The sequence below is a fragment of the Proteobacteria bacterium CG1_02_64_396 genome, assembly GCA_001872725.1.
Taxonomy (GTDB): domain Bacteria; phylum Pseudomonadota; class MNWR01; order CG1-02-64-396; family CG1-02-64-396; genus CG1-02-64-396.
The window spans coordinates 24,633-39,015 of the sequence record MNWR01000102.1 but is presented as its reverse complement, the minus strand read 5'-3'; the positions used below and the strand labels follow the sequence as shown (position 1 = coordinate 39,015).

Sequence of the window (14,383 nt, the reverse complement as noted above, 5' to 3'; positions counted from 1 at the left end):
GGGAAGCGGGACATGCCCTGCCTTCGTCGCGGCCCTTCAAAGCGGGGTCATTGCGGGTGCAATTGCAACCACCGGTAACGCGTCATCGCCTCCACCAAGTCCTCGGGAATCGGCCGGTTCAACGGGAACTGGATTGAGCCCTTGGCGAAGGTGAAGTCGGCCAGCCGGTCGGCAAAGGCCTCGATGGTGTCGGGATGGGGATAAAACCCGACGTGCTTTGCGTACCCCGCGATCATGATTTGCTGGTCGCGCTTACCCCCCTCGACCAGAGCAAAAGCGGGGATGTTGTAGTTCATGAGTTCATGCACATCGGGCGTCGCCCGCCGGATGCAGGCCCGCAACGTTTCGAGCGCCTGCCGCGCTTGGGGCGGTTGCGCCGCGATGTAGGCATCGACCTCTGGGGATTTGCGCATGGCCACTCCTCCTGTTGGATGGCATCGCGGTGAACCTGCGTTGCGATCTGAATGTGTTTGGTATTTATTGGTACCGCGAGGTGATCGTCATGGCAAAAAATACCAGCGTCAGCTTGGGTGAACATTTCAATCCATTCATTGCCAGCCAACGACCGAAGGACGGGTTGGCTCGGCGCCAGAGGTGGTCCGTGCAGGTTTGCGCCTGTTTGAAAGCGACGAACGCAAACTCGAACTCTTGCGGCGAATGATCGCGGAGGGGCGTCAAAGCGATACGGCGCAATACAACGACGAGCGCTTTGTGGCCGAAAGGGATCAAGAACCGGGCTGATGCCGAATTTTTCAAGCCGAATCGTGCGGGTTTTGCACAAAAGCCTGGATGTGAATCGAGCCGATTTGGAATCGTAACAATCCAACCCCGTTGTGGATGTGGCTCCCCCCGAAGCGTCTCGACATCGGGGGGATTCCGGATTCGGCAAGGCCGCCCCGGAATGGCGACAACATGAAGGCTAGCCCCCCTCCCCCACCGCCACCTCAAGCGCCTCGCTCACCTCCATCCACGCCACCTCCGCCTCCTCCAACTCCTTGACGATCCGTCCTTGCTCTTTGAGCAGATCGGGCAGCTTGGCGCCCCCCGCCCCTTCGTAGATCGCCGGGTCGCTCAACGCCTGCTCGATCTCCCCCTTGCGGGTCGAGAGCCGTTCGACGCTCGCCTCCAGCTTGACCAACCTCTGCTTGAGCGGCTTGGTTTTGGCCGCCAGCGCCGCCCGCGCCTGGGCCTCCAGCCGTTTTTCATCTTTGCGGCTCAGGGTGCTCGGTTCATCACCCTCCCTCTCTTGTGTCCCCCCCTCGCTCAACCAGCGGGCGTAGTCGTCCAGATCTCCCTCAAAGGGGGTCACGGCTCCGCTGTCGACCAAATAAAACTGGTCGGTCACCGCCCGCAGCAGGTGGCGGTCATGCGAAACCACCACCAGCGCCCCTTCGAACTCCTGGAGCGCCAGGGTTAGGGCGTCGCGCATGGCCAGATCGAGGTGGTTGGTCGGCTCGTCGAGCAGCAGCAGGTGGGGGCGGCGCCAGACGACCAGGGCCAGGGCAAGCCTTGCCTTCTCCCCCCCCGAGAAGGGGCCGACCAGCCGCAGGGCGTCGTCGCCGGTAAAGCCGTAACAACCGAGAAAATCGCGGATTTGCTGGGGCAGCGCGCCAGGGGCGATGCGGGCGATGTGATCGAAGGGGGTGGCGGCGGGGTCGAGGCTTTCTAGTGTGTGCTGGGTGAAGTAGCCAATCGCCAGCCCCGGACCCTCCTTGCGCAGCCCTTTGAGCGGCAATAGATCGCCCGCCAGCCCCTTGACTAGGGTCGATTTACCCGCCCCGTTGCGCCCCAGCAGCCCGATCCGCTGCCCCGGTTCCAACGGCAGCTCAATCCCGCTCAAGGTTGGTGTCGCGCCGTAGCCCAGACTGACCTTTTCGAGGTGCAGCAGGGGGTTGGGGCACCCCTCGGGGGGGAAGAAGGTAAAGTGGAAGGGGGAGTCGGCGCGGCTGATGGCGACCATCTCCATCCGCTCCAACGCCTTGATCCGGCTTTGCACCTGGCGTGCCTTGGTCGCCTGGGCCCGGAAACGGTCGATGAAGCTGCGCAGGTGGGCGACCTCCCGCGTTTGGCGGGCCGCCAAGGTTTGTTCCTGGGCCAGCTTTTCGGCGCGCATCCGCTCGAAATCGCCGTAATTGCCGGTGTAGAGGGTCAGTTTGGTTTCGAAGAAGTGGGCGACGTGATCGACCACCCGGTCGAGCAGATCCCGGTCGTGCGAGATCAACAGCAGAGTGCCGGGGTAGTGCCGCAGCCAGGTTTCGAGCCAGATGACGGCGTCCAGATCGAGGTGGTTGGTCGGCTCGTCGAGCAGCAGCAGGTCGGAGCGACACACCAGGGCGCGGGCCAGATTCAGCCGCATCCGCCAGCCTCCGGAAAAGTCGGCCACCGGGCGTTCAATGGCATCACCGGCAAAGCCCAATCCGCTGAGGATCTTGGCGGCGCGTGCCTTGGCGGCGTAGCCGTCGATGGCGGCCATGAGGCTGTGCAGTCCGGCGATGGCGGCACCGTCCCCCGATTGCTCGGCCGCCGCGATGGAGCGCTCCAATTCCCTCAGCTCAACGTCGCCGTCGAGCACATAGTCGAGCGCCGCCTGAGCGGTCGAGGGGGTCTCCTGGGCGACGTGGGCGATGTTGCGTTTGGCGGGCAGCCGCACCTCGCCGCCCTCTTCGTGGAACTGGCCGAGCAACAATTTGAAGAGGGTCGATTTGCCGCAGCCATTGCGCCCTACCACCCCGACCTTCCAGCCGGGGTGAAAGATGACGCTGGCCTTGTCGAGCAGGGGGCGGCCCTGGATGCGCAGTTCGAGATTGCGTAGTTCGATCATGGAGGGTCCGGGCAGATGATGGATGGGGGGCGGGAGTGTAACAGGGGGGATGGGGATAATCGCGGGGGGGGATGGATGGTTTTTCGGGCAGATTTTTGGGGGGGGAGGATGGCTTGTTTTGAACCTCGTCGGGGGCAGCGTCCAACAAATATTGGCGTTAAATACACCCAAACATTGCAAGTTCAGCTCCGTAGGGTTTTTTTTTATCCTGCCCGCCCAGCCCCCCATCCGGTCAAGCATTCCCCCCAAACCACGGTCATTCATGCTGCATTCACTGTTTACCCACCACGGCCTGGGGCGCTCCATCGCCGCAGCCACTACGACCGCGATTTTGGCCTCCATCGCCCTAACAACGGCCATTTTGTCGATGTTGGGCGTTCAAGACTGGCAATTGGGGCTCAGCCTTGCCGCCGTCATCCCCCTGACGTTGGCTCCGCCCCACACCTACTTGACCTACACGGTCATCCATCAACTCGACCAGACCCAAAAAACCCTGCAACAACTGGCCACCATCGACGATCTAACCGGGTGCCTGAATCGGCGCAACTTCCTCGAACAGGCGCAAACGGTGCTCACCCAGGCCCGGCGGCACCGCTTCCCCGTCGCCCTGCTCATGATCGACATCGACCGGTTTAAACAGATCAACGACGACTTCGGCCACGAGGCGGGGGATGTGGCCTTGTCCGCTTTGGGACGCTTGCTGGCCGACGTCAAACGGGAAAGCGACCTGATCGGTCGAATCGGCGGAGAAGAGTTCGCCATGCTGCTGCCCCATACCGATCAAGAGGGGGGACGGGTGGCGGGGGAGCGAATTCGCCGGGCGCTTCGCCATCTGAGCCTGCCCATCGATCACGGCTCGGTTGTGGTCACCGTCAGCATCGGCATCGCCGGCAGCCAAGGGGGGCAGGCCGACCTGGGGCGCTTGTTGCGCGATGCCGATCAGGCGATGTACCGCGCCAAAAATGAGGGCCGGGATCGTATCGCACTGGCATAACCCCCCTGCGTAGCCTCCTCCCCTCTTTATTATCTGCATACAAATTACCCGTTTAGTGTAGCGGTCCAATCGCCTAGGGTGCCTCCCTCGATTCGGCATCGTTTCTCTGGGACGCACCATTGATGAAACCCTCCCTCCTTTTGCGACTCGGCATGGCCCGATCCCTGGTTCTGATCTCCACCCTCATGGTGACCCTATCGGTGACGATCACCATCCTCACCCTTGAGATCATGGAGGTCGAGGATTGGGCTATGGGGGTCACCCTGGCCATCGCCATCCCCCTGCTGCTCGCCCCAATCCACACCTATCAAACCTATCGACACCTGCTGGCGTTAGAGAAGCTCAATCGCGAGCTGCGCACCTTGGCCACCACCGACGAGTTGACCGGCGCCCGAACCCGTCGTCACTTCTTCGAGCTGGCCGAGGAGGCGATGCATCAGGCAAGTCGCTATAGCTTCCCGATCACCCTGCTGATGCTCGACATCGACTACTTCAAGCGGATCAATGATCTGCACGGCCACGAGGCGGGGGATCGGGCGCTACGGGTCTTTGGCGAGGTGCTGCGTGAGCAGGTTCGTGCGGTCGACGTGGTGGGGCGGATGGGGGGGGAGGAGTTCGCGATCCTGATGCCCCATACCCGGCTCGAAGGGGGGCAAACCCTGGCCATGCGTATCGCCCAAGGGCTCAAGCAGGCCCCCATTGCCATCGAACAGGGGCAGGTTCACCTGACTGTGAGTATCGGGGTGACCGAATGTGAACGCGGGGGGCGCGATTTGAACGATCTGCTGCGTCAGGCCGATCTGGCGATGTACGCCGCCAAAGATCGGGGGCGCGACCGCATCGCGGTCTGGCGAGACGGACGCCCCTTCCTGGTTTAATCCCCGATTTTTAGGGGTTCAACCCCACCGCCTCAGCCCCCCCCTCGAACGACCGGTCTCAACCCCCTGTTTCAAAAGAGATTCCCAAGCGGTTCTGAAAAAGAGAGGATGGAGCTTCCCCCCCGATCGACAAGGAGTCTGCGTTGCCCTCCACCCTCGACCCTATTTTGTTTCAAGGCATGGCCGACGCAGCCCGAGATACCGTCATCCTCATGGACGACGACGGCATGGTGGTCTACGCCAATCCCGCCCTGACCACCCTGCTCGGCTACACCCCCGACGAATTGCTCGGTCGCCACCTGCACGACACCCTGGTCCCCCCGATGCAACGCACCCAGGCCCACAAAGGGCTTGCCGCTTTTCGCCATTCGGGGCTCGGCCCCATGTTGGGGCGAACCTTGGAACTGACCGCCATCCACAAAAACGGCCAGCCCCTCCCCATCGAGTTGTCGCTCTCCACCCTCGATCACCACGGCATTCATTATGCGTTGGGCATTTTGCGCGACATCTCACCGCGCACGCTGGCCGAGAACACCCTGCGGCAACACCAGCGTTTGGAGCAGGCGCTTAACCGCCTGTCGGTTCTTCTGGCCGAGACCGATCTCGACCTAAATGCCGGCTTGGCAGCCTTGGGCCAAGCGTCCCAAGCCGACCGGGCCTACCTCTTTTTGTTCGATGCCGACAGCAACACGATCAGCAACACCCACGAGTGGTGCGCGCCGGGAGTCACGCCCCAAATCGATCAAATGCAAAGGCAATCGTTTGAGCCTTTCCCCTGGTGGATGGCGCACATCCTCAATAAACGGACGCTCTTCATCGCCGATGTTGACGCCATGCCCGAAGAGGCCCGGGCGGAACAGGCGCTGCTGCGTCGGCAGCACATTCGCCCTCTGGTGGTGGTCCCCCTGGTCGCCCCCGACGGGGTAATCGACGGCTTCATGGGGTTTGACGATACCCGGCAAACCGGGCGCTGGAGTTCCGCCGAGGCCGAGCTGCTGCGCACCGCCGCCGGGATGATCGGCGCCCGGCTCGCCCGCGACCGCAGTCGTCGTGCCCTTCAAACCAGCAACACCTTCCTACAAGCCGTCCTCGACCACGCCACGATTCCGATCTACACCTTCGACCGCCAGGGCCGTTTTACCTTGGTTAATCGCGCCACCTCGCGGCACAACGGATACAGCCAAGAGGAGCTGGTGGGGATGTCGCTCCTCGATTTGCTCGCGGACGATGCCGACCGCCAGCGGGCGCAGCAGGCGATGAAGGCGGTATTGATGGGGCGTGAGCCAATGAGTGACGTCCCGGTTTCCATCCGCTGTAAAAATGGGCTGGTGCGCCACATCCTGGTCAGCGGCGCCCCCCTCGACCTGCCCGATTCGGAATCGGTGGGGGTGGCCTACAGCGAAGACATTACCGAACGGCTCGCCACCGAGCATGAACGGGACCGACTGACCCTGGCGCTACGGATCCTCAGCGGCAGCAACCTCGCGTTGGTCCAGGCCGAGGATGAATCGGCCCTGATCGCCACGGTTTGTCGGGTGGTGGTCGAATCCAATGTTTTTCAGGCCGCCTGGGTCTGTGCCCCCGTCCCCCCCTCGAACGACGGGGCCGAGCCCCTCTGGGGCGTGGTGCGCACCGCCGCCGGAATCGAGCCCCAGCAGGCGGCCCGGCTTCTGCACAACTGTCACCCCTCCCCGTTGCAAGAGGGGTTTGCCACCTGTCTCGTCCCCGCACGCCCCCACGGCGCATTGGGGCTACTGCCGCTGCGCCACAACGGGCAGGAGCTGGGCACCCTGGTGTTGCTATCGAATAGCCCCGACCCCTTCGCCCCCAACACCAAACCCCTGCTGCAAGAACTGGCCAACAACCTGGCGTTCGGCATCGCCGGACAGCGGCTGCGGGCCGCCGAGGTCGCCGGCAAACACGCCTTGGAGCAAACCCTGGCCCGTATCGACCAAACCTTGGACGGCACCGTGGCGGCGATCTCGGCCATGGTGGAGCTGCGCGACCCCTACACTGCCGGTCACGAACGGCGGGTGGCTGCGCTGGCCGGTGCCATTGCTCAAGAGTTGGGATTGGATGAGGTACAACAGGAGGGGATTCGGATCGGGGCGATGATCCACGACATCGGCAAGATTCAGATCCCCGCCGAGATCCTGAGCAAACCGGCCTGCTTAAACGAGTTGGAGGTAAAACTGGTTCAGGCTCATCCCGAGGCGGGGTATCAGATCCTCAAGGGGATCGACTTCCCCTGGCCCATCGCCGACATCACCCGGCAACACCACGAGCGGCTCGACGGCAGCGGTTATCCGCAAGGCTTAAAAGGGGATCGGATCATCATAGAGGCCCGCATTGTGGCGGTGGCCGACGTGGTCGAGGCGATTTCGTCCCACCGCCCCTACCGCCCCTCTTTGGGACAGGTGGCGGCGCTGGAGCAGATTCAAAAGGGGGCAGGCACCCTCTTTGACGCCGAGGTGGTGGCGGCCTGCGTTCGATTGTTCCAAGAAGAGCACTTTGTTTGGCCGGTGGATTAACCCAGCGCCCCTCCACCACGACCCATCACAACCTCAGCTCAGTCCGGGGTTGTCGGCCCGCAACCTTCGCACCATCGCCTTGAAGTCGATCCCCAACCGCACCTGCAACACCTTGCCCCGCCGCTCCATCGACTGCGCCGCCCGCCGTGCGAGCCAGGGGAAGGCGAGCATGACCAGATTCCCGCTGCGGGGGGCGGTCAGGGTGTAGGCCTCGCCCCCAAACACAATGCGCAGCCGCCGCGCCACCGTCTGGGTGTCGCCCGCCCGCCCCGGAATCAAATTCAGCGCCACCGCCCCATCGGGGGTCAGAATCGTTTGCAGCGCCGTCAACCAGGTGACGCTCAAGCGGTCGACCGGGCTTAGGTCGCCTGCAAACAGATCCATCAGCACCACGTCGAACCGCTCTTGGCATTGCTCAACCCAGCCAAAGGCATCGGCCTGCACCACCCGCAACCGGGGCTCAACGCGGGGCACATGAAAAAACTGATGGGCCGCCTCGATCACCGGCTGGCTCCACTCGACTGCAACGATCTCGGTTTCGGGCAGCGCCGTCAGGGCAAAGCGGACCAAATCGCCCCCCCCGAGCCCCAGAATCAACATCCGCTTGGGGAGGTCGCGAAAGAGCATCCACCCCTGGAGCCAGTGCAGGTGCTCGAAGACCAGCCGCCCCGGCTCCTCCCGGTCCAACGCACTTTGGGGCGCCCCCCCCGAGAAGGTCAGCCAGCGGTAGCGCCCCTCCTCCCGTACCTCGACGCTGGTGTCGCCGTCATCCCCAAAATGAAGCATCCGACCCCGCCCCAGGGTGTTCCAGGGTTCATAGCCGCCCACAACCGCCGGAGACAACCCCATCAGTTGGCCGTCTGGCCGAGCGCCTCGGCGGCGGCCTGCATCAAGGTTTTCAGGGGGACCGCCCCCGCCACCGCCAAATGGTCATTGAAGATGACGGTAGGGGTTCCGCGTACCCCTATCTTCTTGGCCCACTGCTGGTTTTCGGCCAGTCGTTCCTCATAAATGGGATCGTTCCAGGCCAATTCGACCGTTTCGAGGGGGAGTCCCGCCTGGGCGGCCAACGTTTTGAGCACCGCAGGATCACCGATGTCGCGCCCCAGGGTAAAAAAGGCGTGAAAGAGGATCTCTTGCAGCGCGGCAAAGAACCCCTCCCCCTCATCCCGCGCCGCCTCCAGCAGTAGCAAGGCGCGGTGGGAATTCGAGACCCGCTCCAGCTGCATCAGGTCGATCCCCTCCTCCCGCCCCATCCGCGCCAGATGGGCCTGCATCGCCTGAAGTTGCTCAAGGGGATACCCCAAATCGGCCACCGCCCGCCCCGCCTCGGGGGTGTCGGGATGAATCTCGATGGGGCGCCAATCGACGCTTAGGTCGAAGTAGTCGTGCATCTGTCCCAGACGGCGGTCACCGATGTAACAAAAGGGGCAAATCACGTCGTAAAACACCGTCGCACGGACGGGGGGAAGGGCATTCATGAAGGCTCCAAATGGCCGGATTGAAACTTGGGAAGCGCTGAACAAAGGCCTCCTGCCTTTTTCAGCAGGGCTTCGGCGACTTAGGTCGCCTCCTACGACAGCGCTATTGTGGCGACCCACCCCTGGGTCGCTCGGAAGCGCTATTCAATCGGCGCTTCCTTAGAGGCTCTCATTCGTACCCGCTGTCAATACAGAACCCGCTCCTCGGCCTCGCCCCAGGCCTTGAGCACCCTTTGGGCCTCGCCCCGCAACAGCCCAATGGCCGGGACAGCCCGACCAGCGGCAGGCAGACGCATCTGCTCGAAAAACGCTGCATCGTCGAACCCCACCGCTGCCGCATCCTCCGGCTCGGCCCCGTAGTAGATCGTCTCGATCCGGGCCCACCAGGCGGCGGCCAGGCACATCGGGCAGGGGGCGCAGCTGGTGTAGAGGGTGCAGCCGCTCAGATCAAAGCGGTTGAGCGCAGCAGCGGCGGCGCGGATGGCAACCACCTCGGCATGGGCGGTGGGATCGGGGGTAGTCACCACCTGATTGACCCCCTCCCCAACGATGACCCCCTCCCGAACGATCACCGCCCCGAAAGGACCGTTGCCTTGCAGCGACAGGCTTTGCTTCGACAACTCGATGGCGCGGCGCATGAAGGTTTCGTGGCTCATGGCGGGTTTCCAGGGGTATGGAGGGGGGCAAAGATCGGTATGATGGCACGGCCGACCGATTTTCAATCCAAAAACGACCATGGAGAAGTCATGCCTCTCGCCCCCCGCCCCCTACGCACCCTGCTCGCAGCCCTTGTTCTGCTCATGTCGATACACGGCATTGCCCAAGCGGTGGATCAAGCCACCGAGCAGCGCATCCGGGCCGCCCTACCCGATCTGAAGATCGACACAATCCGCGAAATGCCCGAGGTACCCGGGATTTTCGAGCTGGTGGTGGGGAGCAAACTGGCTTATTGCGACCAAACGGGTCGCTACCTCTTCTTGGGCCGGATCGTCGACACCCAAGAGAAAATCGACATCACCAGCCGCCGTGGAGAGGAGATCAAACGGGTCGCATGGATGACAGTACCACTCGATGCCGCCATCGACCGGGGCCCCAAAGATGCTCCTGAGGTGGCGCTGCTGACCGACCCCGACTGCCCCCATTGCAAGGCTTTGGAGCAGGAGCTGGTCAAGGCCAAGCAGGTTCGGGTTCACATTTTGCTGCGCCCCATCGAGCAGATTCACCCGGAGGCGCCCGAACATGCCCGCGCCATCTGGTGCGCCCCCAATCCCTTGAAAGCGTTCGAAGACTGGATGCTACTCGGCAAGAATCCCCCCGCCCCCCGCCCCGGCTGCACCGCCCCCATCGACAAGGTAGTGGCATTTGCCGACAGCCAAGAGATCATGGGCACCCCCACCCTGATCGCCCCCGATGGACGGATTCATGCGGGTCATTTTACGGTAGAGGAGTTGATGAAGTGGTTGGCAGATAAATAGCGGTTTGAGGGGGCGTTTGTAACAAAAAAAACCGGCCTTAGTGCCGGTTTTTTTATTCGTTGAAGTAGAAAGATGCCTAGGCCACTCAGCCACGACTGGAACGTCGATTATTTATTGTTTCTCCATCGAGAGGGCACCACTTCGATCAGCGCTTCCTAGGAGTCTGTCGGGCTTGAGCGTCCGTAGCGAGCCGAGTGGGGAATCGAGGCCAAATTTTCACGGTTTTGAGGATCATAGTGGTGGCTATGTGACGAAAAACCGGGGAAATTTGGACCGATTACCCGCCGGCGCACGACCGCATGGATGCAGGAGGTAGAGCAATGCAGGAGCAATTGCCGAGTAGGACGATCTCAAGTCCGACAGACTCCTAGAGGTGCCACCAAATTATTAACGGGGTAATCATGCTCCCCAGTCCTCCCGACATTACAATTATCAAGTTGTTGGCTATTTTGTTTCCGGTGCAAGCAGTCACTACAATTGCACCGCCATAGCCAATGGCGCATCCCATGATTATGGGCACAACGATAGTAGCAAATGTTGGTATTGATATTTTCATCATAAGATCTGCCGTTTTTACATAATATATGGCAACGATAGCCGCACTAAAAATAGCAGTCCACGCGCTCATAAGGGCCACAAAAGCAAAAGGTCCTACGCGAGAAAACTTCGTCATTATTGCAATCCAGGATTAAGTCCGTGTGGATTGAAACCATCTGGAATGTGTCCTCCTTGCTGCCTGCCGCATAATCCCACCGCTCCTGTCACCGAACATCCGTGCCTGTGGGCAACCCTTGGCCCGCCGTTCGCGAACGGGGTCCGAGCCTACAACTTCGGCTCTTCAATAAGGTTGCAGTCGGGGGCGGCATTTCAAGGTCGAGCGAGCCAAGGGCCACCGACCCCAGGAGCCACACCCCCGCCAAGGGGGATGCTAACGCTCCAAGCCGACCGCGTTACTTTGCGCCCAACAACGGCATGGGTCGATCATCGCCGACACTGTCATGCGCCAAACGCCGTCGCAATCTTCTGAGAACAGGCGCATCTCAACTTACCCACGCCCCCCAACCCTGCCCCTTCACCCAGCGGGGGAACCCAGCGGGCATCTCTAAGGAAGCGCTGATTAGAGGCATACTGCCTTTTTCAGCAGGGCTTCGGCGACGGGGTCGCCTCCTACGACAGCGCTATCGCCTCCTACGACAGCGCTATTTTGGCAGCCCATCCTTGGGCCACTCGGAAGCGCCACATCAATCGGCGCTTCCCTAAGATCCCCGACGAGCGCTGGATGCGTGCGCATATCAAGGGCGTAAGCGCCTGAAATGAAAGGGGGGCGAAAGCCACGCAGCCTCGTGGCGCCTACGGTTGGTTTTCGACCCCCGCCTCTGAAAATCTCCTACCGCAACAACGCCCGATAGATCTCGGTCAGTCGCTCCAGGTCATCCACAGCGGTCCGCTCGTCGGCCCGGTGCATGCTCTGCCCCACCAAACCGAACTCGACCACCTCGACCCCGTAAACCTTGAAAAATCGGGCATCGGAGGTGCCGCCTGAGGTGGAAAGCTCCGGCTCCATGCCGGTATGGCGAACAACCGCTTGCCGCACCTTTTCGACCAAAGGGCCGGGGGGGGTGGCGAAGGCGACGCCGTGGTGGACCAACTCAAGCTCGTAGCGCAGGTTATGACGCTCAAGCACCTGACAAATCGCCGTCTCGATCCCGGCAAAATTGATGGCAGGGCTATAGCGGATGTCGACCACGGCGCTCATCCGCCCCGGAATGACGTTGCTCGCCCCGACGCCTGCGTTGAGGTTGGTGATCTGGATCGAGGTCGGAGAAAACCCGGGGTAGCCGTCGTCGAGTTTTAAACTCGCCAGCTCATGCAGCGCAGGAAGACCCCGGTGGATGGGATTGTCGGCCTGGGCCGGATAGGCGGCATGCCCCTGCATCCCCAGGATGGTGATGGTGCCGTTGACGGTGCCGCGCCGTCCGTTCTTGATCGTCTGCCCCAATTTTGTGGGATTGGTCGGCTCCCCCACCACCGCCTGCTCCGGCAGCGCGCCCCGTGCGGCCAGGGCGTGCAGCATCTTGTCGGTGCCGTCGACGCTGTCCCCCTCTTCGTCGCCGGTAATCACCAGGATCACCTCAGGGTCACCCCCCCCCCGTTTTTCGCGGGCGATGGCGGCCACCATGGCTGCGATGGCCCCCTTCATGTCGACCGCCCCACGCCCGTAGAGAAATCCCCCGATCACCTCCCCACCAAAGGGGGCAACCGTCCACGATTCGGGACGCCCCACCGGCACCACGTCGGTGTGCCCGGCCAGGCAGAAACGGGGGTTTTCGGCGGCGCCGAAGCGGACCACCAGATTGGTGATGTTGCCAAATGGCATCCACTCCACCCGACCACCGAGGGTGATGCACCAATCGGCCAACGCCGCCTGGCAACCGTGGTCTTCGGGGGTGACGGAGGCAAAGCGGATCAGCGCTTGGGCAAGGGCAACCGGATCGCAACAATCGGGCATGGAGGCCGTGGGGGCGCAGTTCATAAGGGGGAATTCCTCGATGGTGACCTGGGGGCGGCAGTGTACCCCGACCCTTGCGGGGAAACAGGCCCGTCGGCGTCACCCCACCCAATTGCCGTGATTTTGGAGCGAGGGGTAGGTCGATAGCACCCTGTCGGGGTCTAGACCGATGACCAGGGCATACTGCTTGAGGTAACCCTTGAGGTAGACGGCTGCGATGGGGCGGCTGAACTGCTCGGCCTCGATCTCGCGCAGATGATTGCGGCCAATCTTGGTGCGGTCGGCGATCTCTTCGATGGAGATCCCCTTGGCTTGCCGAATGCGGGCCAGAAGGGGGCCGTCGAAGCAATCGGTCTGCTCGATCTCCTCCAATAGGGCGGGATCGAGCTCGTGGGGCGCCTCCTCTTGGGCCATTTGCTCCTCCCCCGGCGAGACCTCGGAGAGGGTGGGCGTCCCCATCGCGGCCGGGCCGGTGGGTTCCTGTCCCGCCAGAGCGGCGTCGTAGCGGGCGCGCAAAAAGGGGTCGGAGAGGGTACGGTAGGCCTCGTCGAGCTGATGGTTGATCGCCGACAACTCGTTATGGGAATAAAGGGAATAGACCGCCAGGGATTGGGGATCCCAGGCCTGCTTGGCGGCACGGTAGGCCGAGGCGACCTCGACACCGCTGGCCTTGCGGGAGACCCCAAGCAGCTCGTAGTGGGTTGGTGTCGTTTCGTTCGAGGACACGTCTTACTCCTCGCCCTGCATCACGCTGCGGGCGATCTGTTCGAAGGTCGCTGCCGCCCGCGAATTGGGGTATTCCAACATGAAGGGGCGCTGCGCCCGCACCGAACGCTGCACCGAGCGGTCGTGCAGGATGCAACCAAGCACCGGCATCTCCAGCCCGAAATAACGGCGGGTCACCATCTCCATCGAACGGCCAAGTTGGATGTCGGCGGTATCGAGCACCTGATTGAGGACCAAACGCAGATCGAGCTGGCGCAGCCGGATCTTCAAGGTACGGCCATAGACCGGATCGATCCGCTCGATCTCCCGCACCAGATCGGAGGCGCTACGGATGCTCAGCGCATCATCGTGGCGACGCAGCAACGCCTCTTGAATCACCTGACGCACATCTTGAGGCTGGCCGGGGGCGTTGAGCAGGCGGAAAAAGGCACTTTTGATAAAACAGTAGGTGTTCTCGATGGAGGTCGGTTCGGGGATGGTGGTGACGATGCCGATGTCGGCGGCAATGAAGAAGTCGAGGGTGTTGTAGGTGGTCCCCGCCCCCAGGTCGAGGATGACGTAGTCGGCATCGACCTTGCGCAGATGGCGCACCAGCTTCTCTTTTTGCTGGAACGGCAGATTGGCGATGTTCAGGGCGTCGTGGGCACCGCTGACCATCCCCAGCCCCTCGATCCCGGTCTCGATCACCAAATCGCCCAGCTGTTCGGCGCTGCCGAACAGATCGTTGAGGCTGGCGCGGCTGTCGCGTACCCCGAGGCTGGAATGAAGGTTCGCCCCCCCTAAATCGAGGTCGATCAGGACCACGCGCTTGCCCTGTTGGGCCATAGCGATCCCGATACTGGTGGTCACCAGGGTCTTGCCGACCCCCCCCTTGCCACCCCCGACGGCCAACAGGGTCGGCTGCGTTTCGGTGGCGTTGGGGTAGACCCCCGACATTTCATCCCACGATCGCGGTGCGACCATGATGC

The 14,383-nt window shown here is 62.5% G+C and carries 12 protein-coding genes and 1 pseudogene; 5 read left to right on the top strand and 8 right to left on the bottom strand.

All coding sequences use genetic code 11. The annotated features are described in order from the left end of the window. Positions 1 to 47: 47 nt before the first annotated feature. A complete protein-coding gene (locus AUJ55_12090; protein OIO54265.1) occupies positions 48 to 413 on the bottom strand; it encodes a hypothetical protein in 366 nt (121 codons plus the stop codon). An 89-nt stretch (positions 414 to 502) separates the two neighbouring features. Here AUJ55_12090 and AUJ55_12085 point away from each other — a divergent pair. Next, positions 503 to 741 (top strand): annotated as a pseudogene (locus AUJ55_12085) (antitoxin). 178 nt (positions 742 to 919) lie between these two features. On the opposite strand, the gene AUJ55_12080 reads toward AUJ55_12085, so the two are convergent. Beyond that, on the bottom strand, positions 920 to 2,821 hold the full coding sequence (locus tag AUJ55_12080) for an ABC transporter ATP-binding protein (GenBank protein OIO54264.1): 1,902 nt from the start codon (positions 2,819 to 2,821) through the stop codon (positions 920 to 922). A gap of 49 nt (positions 2,822 to 2,870) precedes the next feature. On the opposite strand from AUJ55_12080, the gene AUJ55_12075 reads away from it, so the two are divergent. The 3 genes from AUJ55_12075 (at position 2,871) to AUJ55_12065 (ending at position 7,224) form a co-directional block, all read left to right on the top strand. Beyond that, entirely contained in the window at positions 2,871 to 3,815 is a 945-nt protein-coding gene (locus AUJ55_12075) for a hypothetical protein (protein ID OIO54263.1), read from the top strand. A 122-nt stretch (positions 3,816 to 3,937) separates the two neighbouring features. Next, a complete protein-coding gene (locus tag AUJ55_12070; protein ID OIO54262.1) occupies positions 3,938 to 4,693 on the top strand; it encodes a hypothetical protein in 756 nt (251 codons plus the stop codon). A 143-nt stretch (positions 4,694 to 4,836) separates the two neighbouring features. Beyond that, positions 4,837 to 7,224: a hypothetical protein gene (locus tag AUJ55_12065; protein OIO54261.1), complete on the top strand. Its 2,388-nt coding sequence runs from the start codon at positions 4,837 to 4,839 to the stop codon at positions 7,222 to 7,224. 33 nt (positions 7,225 to 7,257) lie between these two features. On the opposite strand, the gene AUJ55_12060 is transcribed toward AUJ55_12065, so the two are convergent. The 3 genes from AUJ55_12060 to AUJ55_12050 form a co-directional block, all read right to left on the bottom strand. Next, positions 7,258 to 8,073, bottom strand: coding sequence for a hypothetical protein (locus tag AUJ55_12060; GenBank protein ID OIO54260.1), 816 nt, complete (start codon positions 8,071 to 8,073; stop codon positions 7,258 to 7,260). Next, positions 8,073 to 8,705: a hypothetical protein gene (locus AUJ55_12055; protein OIO54259.1), complete on the bottom strand. Its 633-nt coding sequence runs from the start codon at positions 8,703 to 8,705 to the stop codon at positions 8,073 to 8,075. Before AUJ55_12055 ends, AUJ55_12060 begins: the two co-directional genes overlap by 1 nt. Before the next feature lie 185 nt (positions 8,706 to 8,890). Then, the gene (locus tag AUJ55_12050) at positions 8,891 to 9,361 is read right to left on the bottom strand and encodes a tRNA-specific adenosine deaminase (GenBank protein ID OIO54258.1); all 471 of its coding nucleotides are present in this window, start codon (positions 9,359 to 9,361) and stop codon (positions 8,891 to 8,893) included. A 39-nt stretch (positions 9,362 to 9,400) separates the two neighbouring features. Between AUJ55_12050 and AUJ55_12045 the strand changes: the two genes are divergently transcribed. After that, positions 9,401 to 10,180 (top strand): hypothetical protein, encoded by a 780-nt coding sequence (locus AUJ55_12045; protein ID OIO54257.1) that lies wholly within the window; start codon positions 9,401 to 9,403, stop codon positions 10,178 to 10,180. Between the two features lie 1,387 nt (positions 10,181 to 11,567). Here AUJ55_12045 and AUJ55_12040 read toward each other — a convergent pair. The 3 genes from AUJ55_12040 to AUJ55_12030 form a co-directional block, all read right to left on the bottom strand. Beyond that, positions 11,568 to 12,689, bottom strand: a complete 1,122-nt coding sequence (locus AUJ55_12040) for a succinyl-diaminopimelate desuccinylase (protein OIO54285.1) — start codon at positions 12,687 to 12,689, stop codon at positions 11,568 to 11,570. A 99-nt stretch (positions 12,690 to 12,788) separates the two neighbouring features. Continuing rightward, positions 12,789 to 13,415, bottom strand: coding sequence for a hypothetical protein (locus AUJ55_12035; protein ID OIO54256.1), 627 nt, complete (start codon positions 13,413 to 13,415; stop codon positions 12,789 to 12,791). 3 nt (positions 13,416 to 13,418) lie between these two features. Next, positions 13,419 to 14,351 carry a hypothetical protein gene (locus tag AUJ55_12030; GenBank protein OIO54284.1) on the bottom strand — a complete coding sequence of 311 codons (933 nt, stop codon included), beginning with the start codon at positions 14,349 to 14,351 and terminating at the stop codon, positions 13,419 to 13,421. Positions 14,352 to 14,383: the final 32 nt, after the last annotated feature.

Bases quoted from the DNA above. Each gene is read 5' to 3' on its own strand.
- AUJ55_12090 (OIO54265.1), bottom strand. From the start codon at position 413: ATGCGCAAATCCCCAGAGGTCGATGCCTACATCGCGGCGCAACCGCCC.
- AUJ55_12080 (OIO54264.1), bottom strand. From the start codon at position 2,821: ATGATCGAACTACGCAATCTCGAACTGCGCATCCAGGGCCGCCCCCTG.
- AUJ55_12075 (OIO54263.1), top strand. From the start codon at position 2,871: ATGGGGATAATCGCGGGGGGGGATGGATGGTTTTTCGGGCAGATTTTT.
- AUJ55_12070 (OIO54262.1), top strand. From the start codon at position 3,938: ATGAAACCCTCCCTCCTTTTGCGACTCGGCATGGCCCGATCCCTGGTT.
- AUJ55_12060 (OIO54260.1), bottom strand. From the start codon at position 8,073: ATGGGGTTGTCTCCGGCGGTTGTGGGCGGCTATGAACCCTGGAACACC.
- AUJ55_12055 (OIO54259.1), bottom strand. From the start codon at position 8,705: ATGAATGCCCTTCCCCCCGTCCGTGCGACGGTGTTTTACGACGTGATT.
- AUJ55_12050 (OIO54258.1), bottom strand. From the start codon at position 9,361: ATGAGCCACGAAACCTTCATGCGCCGCGCCATCGAGTTGTCGAAGCAA.
- AUJ55_12045 (OIO54257.1), top strand. From the start codon at position 9,401: ATGATGGCACGGCCGACCGATTTTCAATCCAAAAACGACCATGGAGAA.
- AUJ55_12040 (OIO54285.1), bottom strand. From the start codon at position 12,689: ATGCCCGATTGTTGCGATCCGGTTGCCCTTGCCCAAGCGCTGATCCGC.
- AUJ55_12030 (OIO54284.1), bottom strand. From the start codon at position 14,351: ATGTCGGGGGTCTACCCCAACGCCACCGAAACGCAGCCGACCCTGTTG.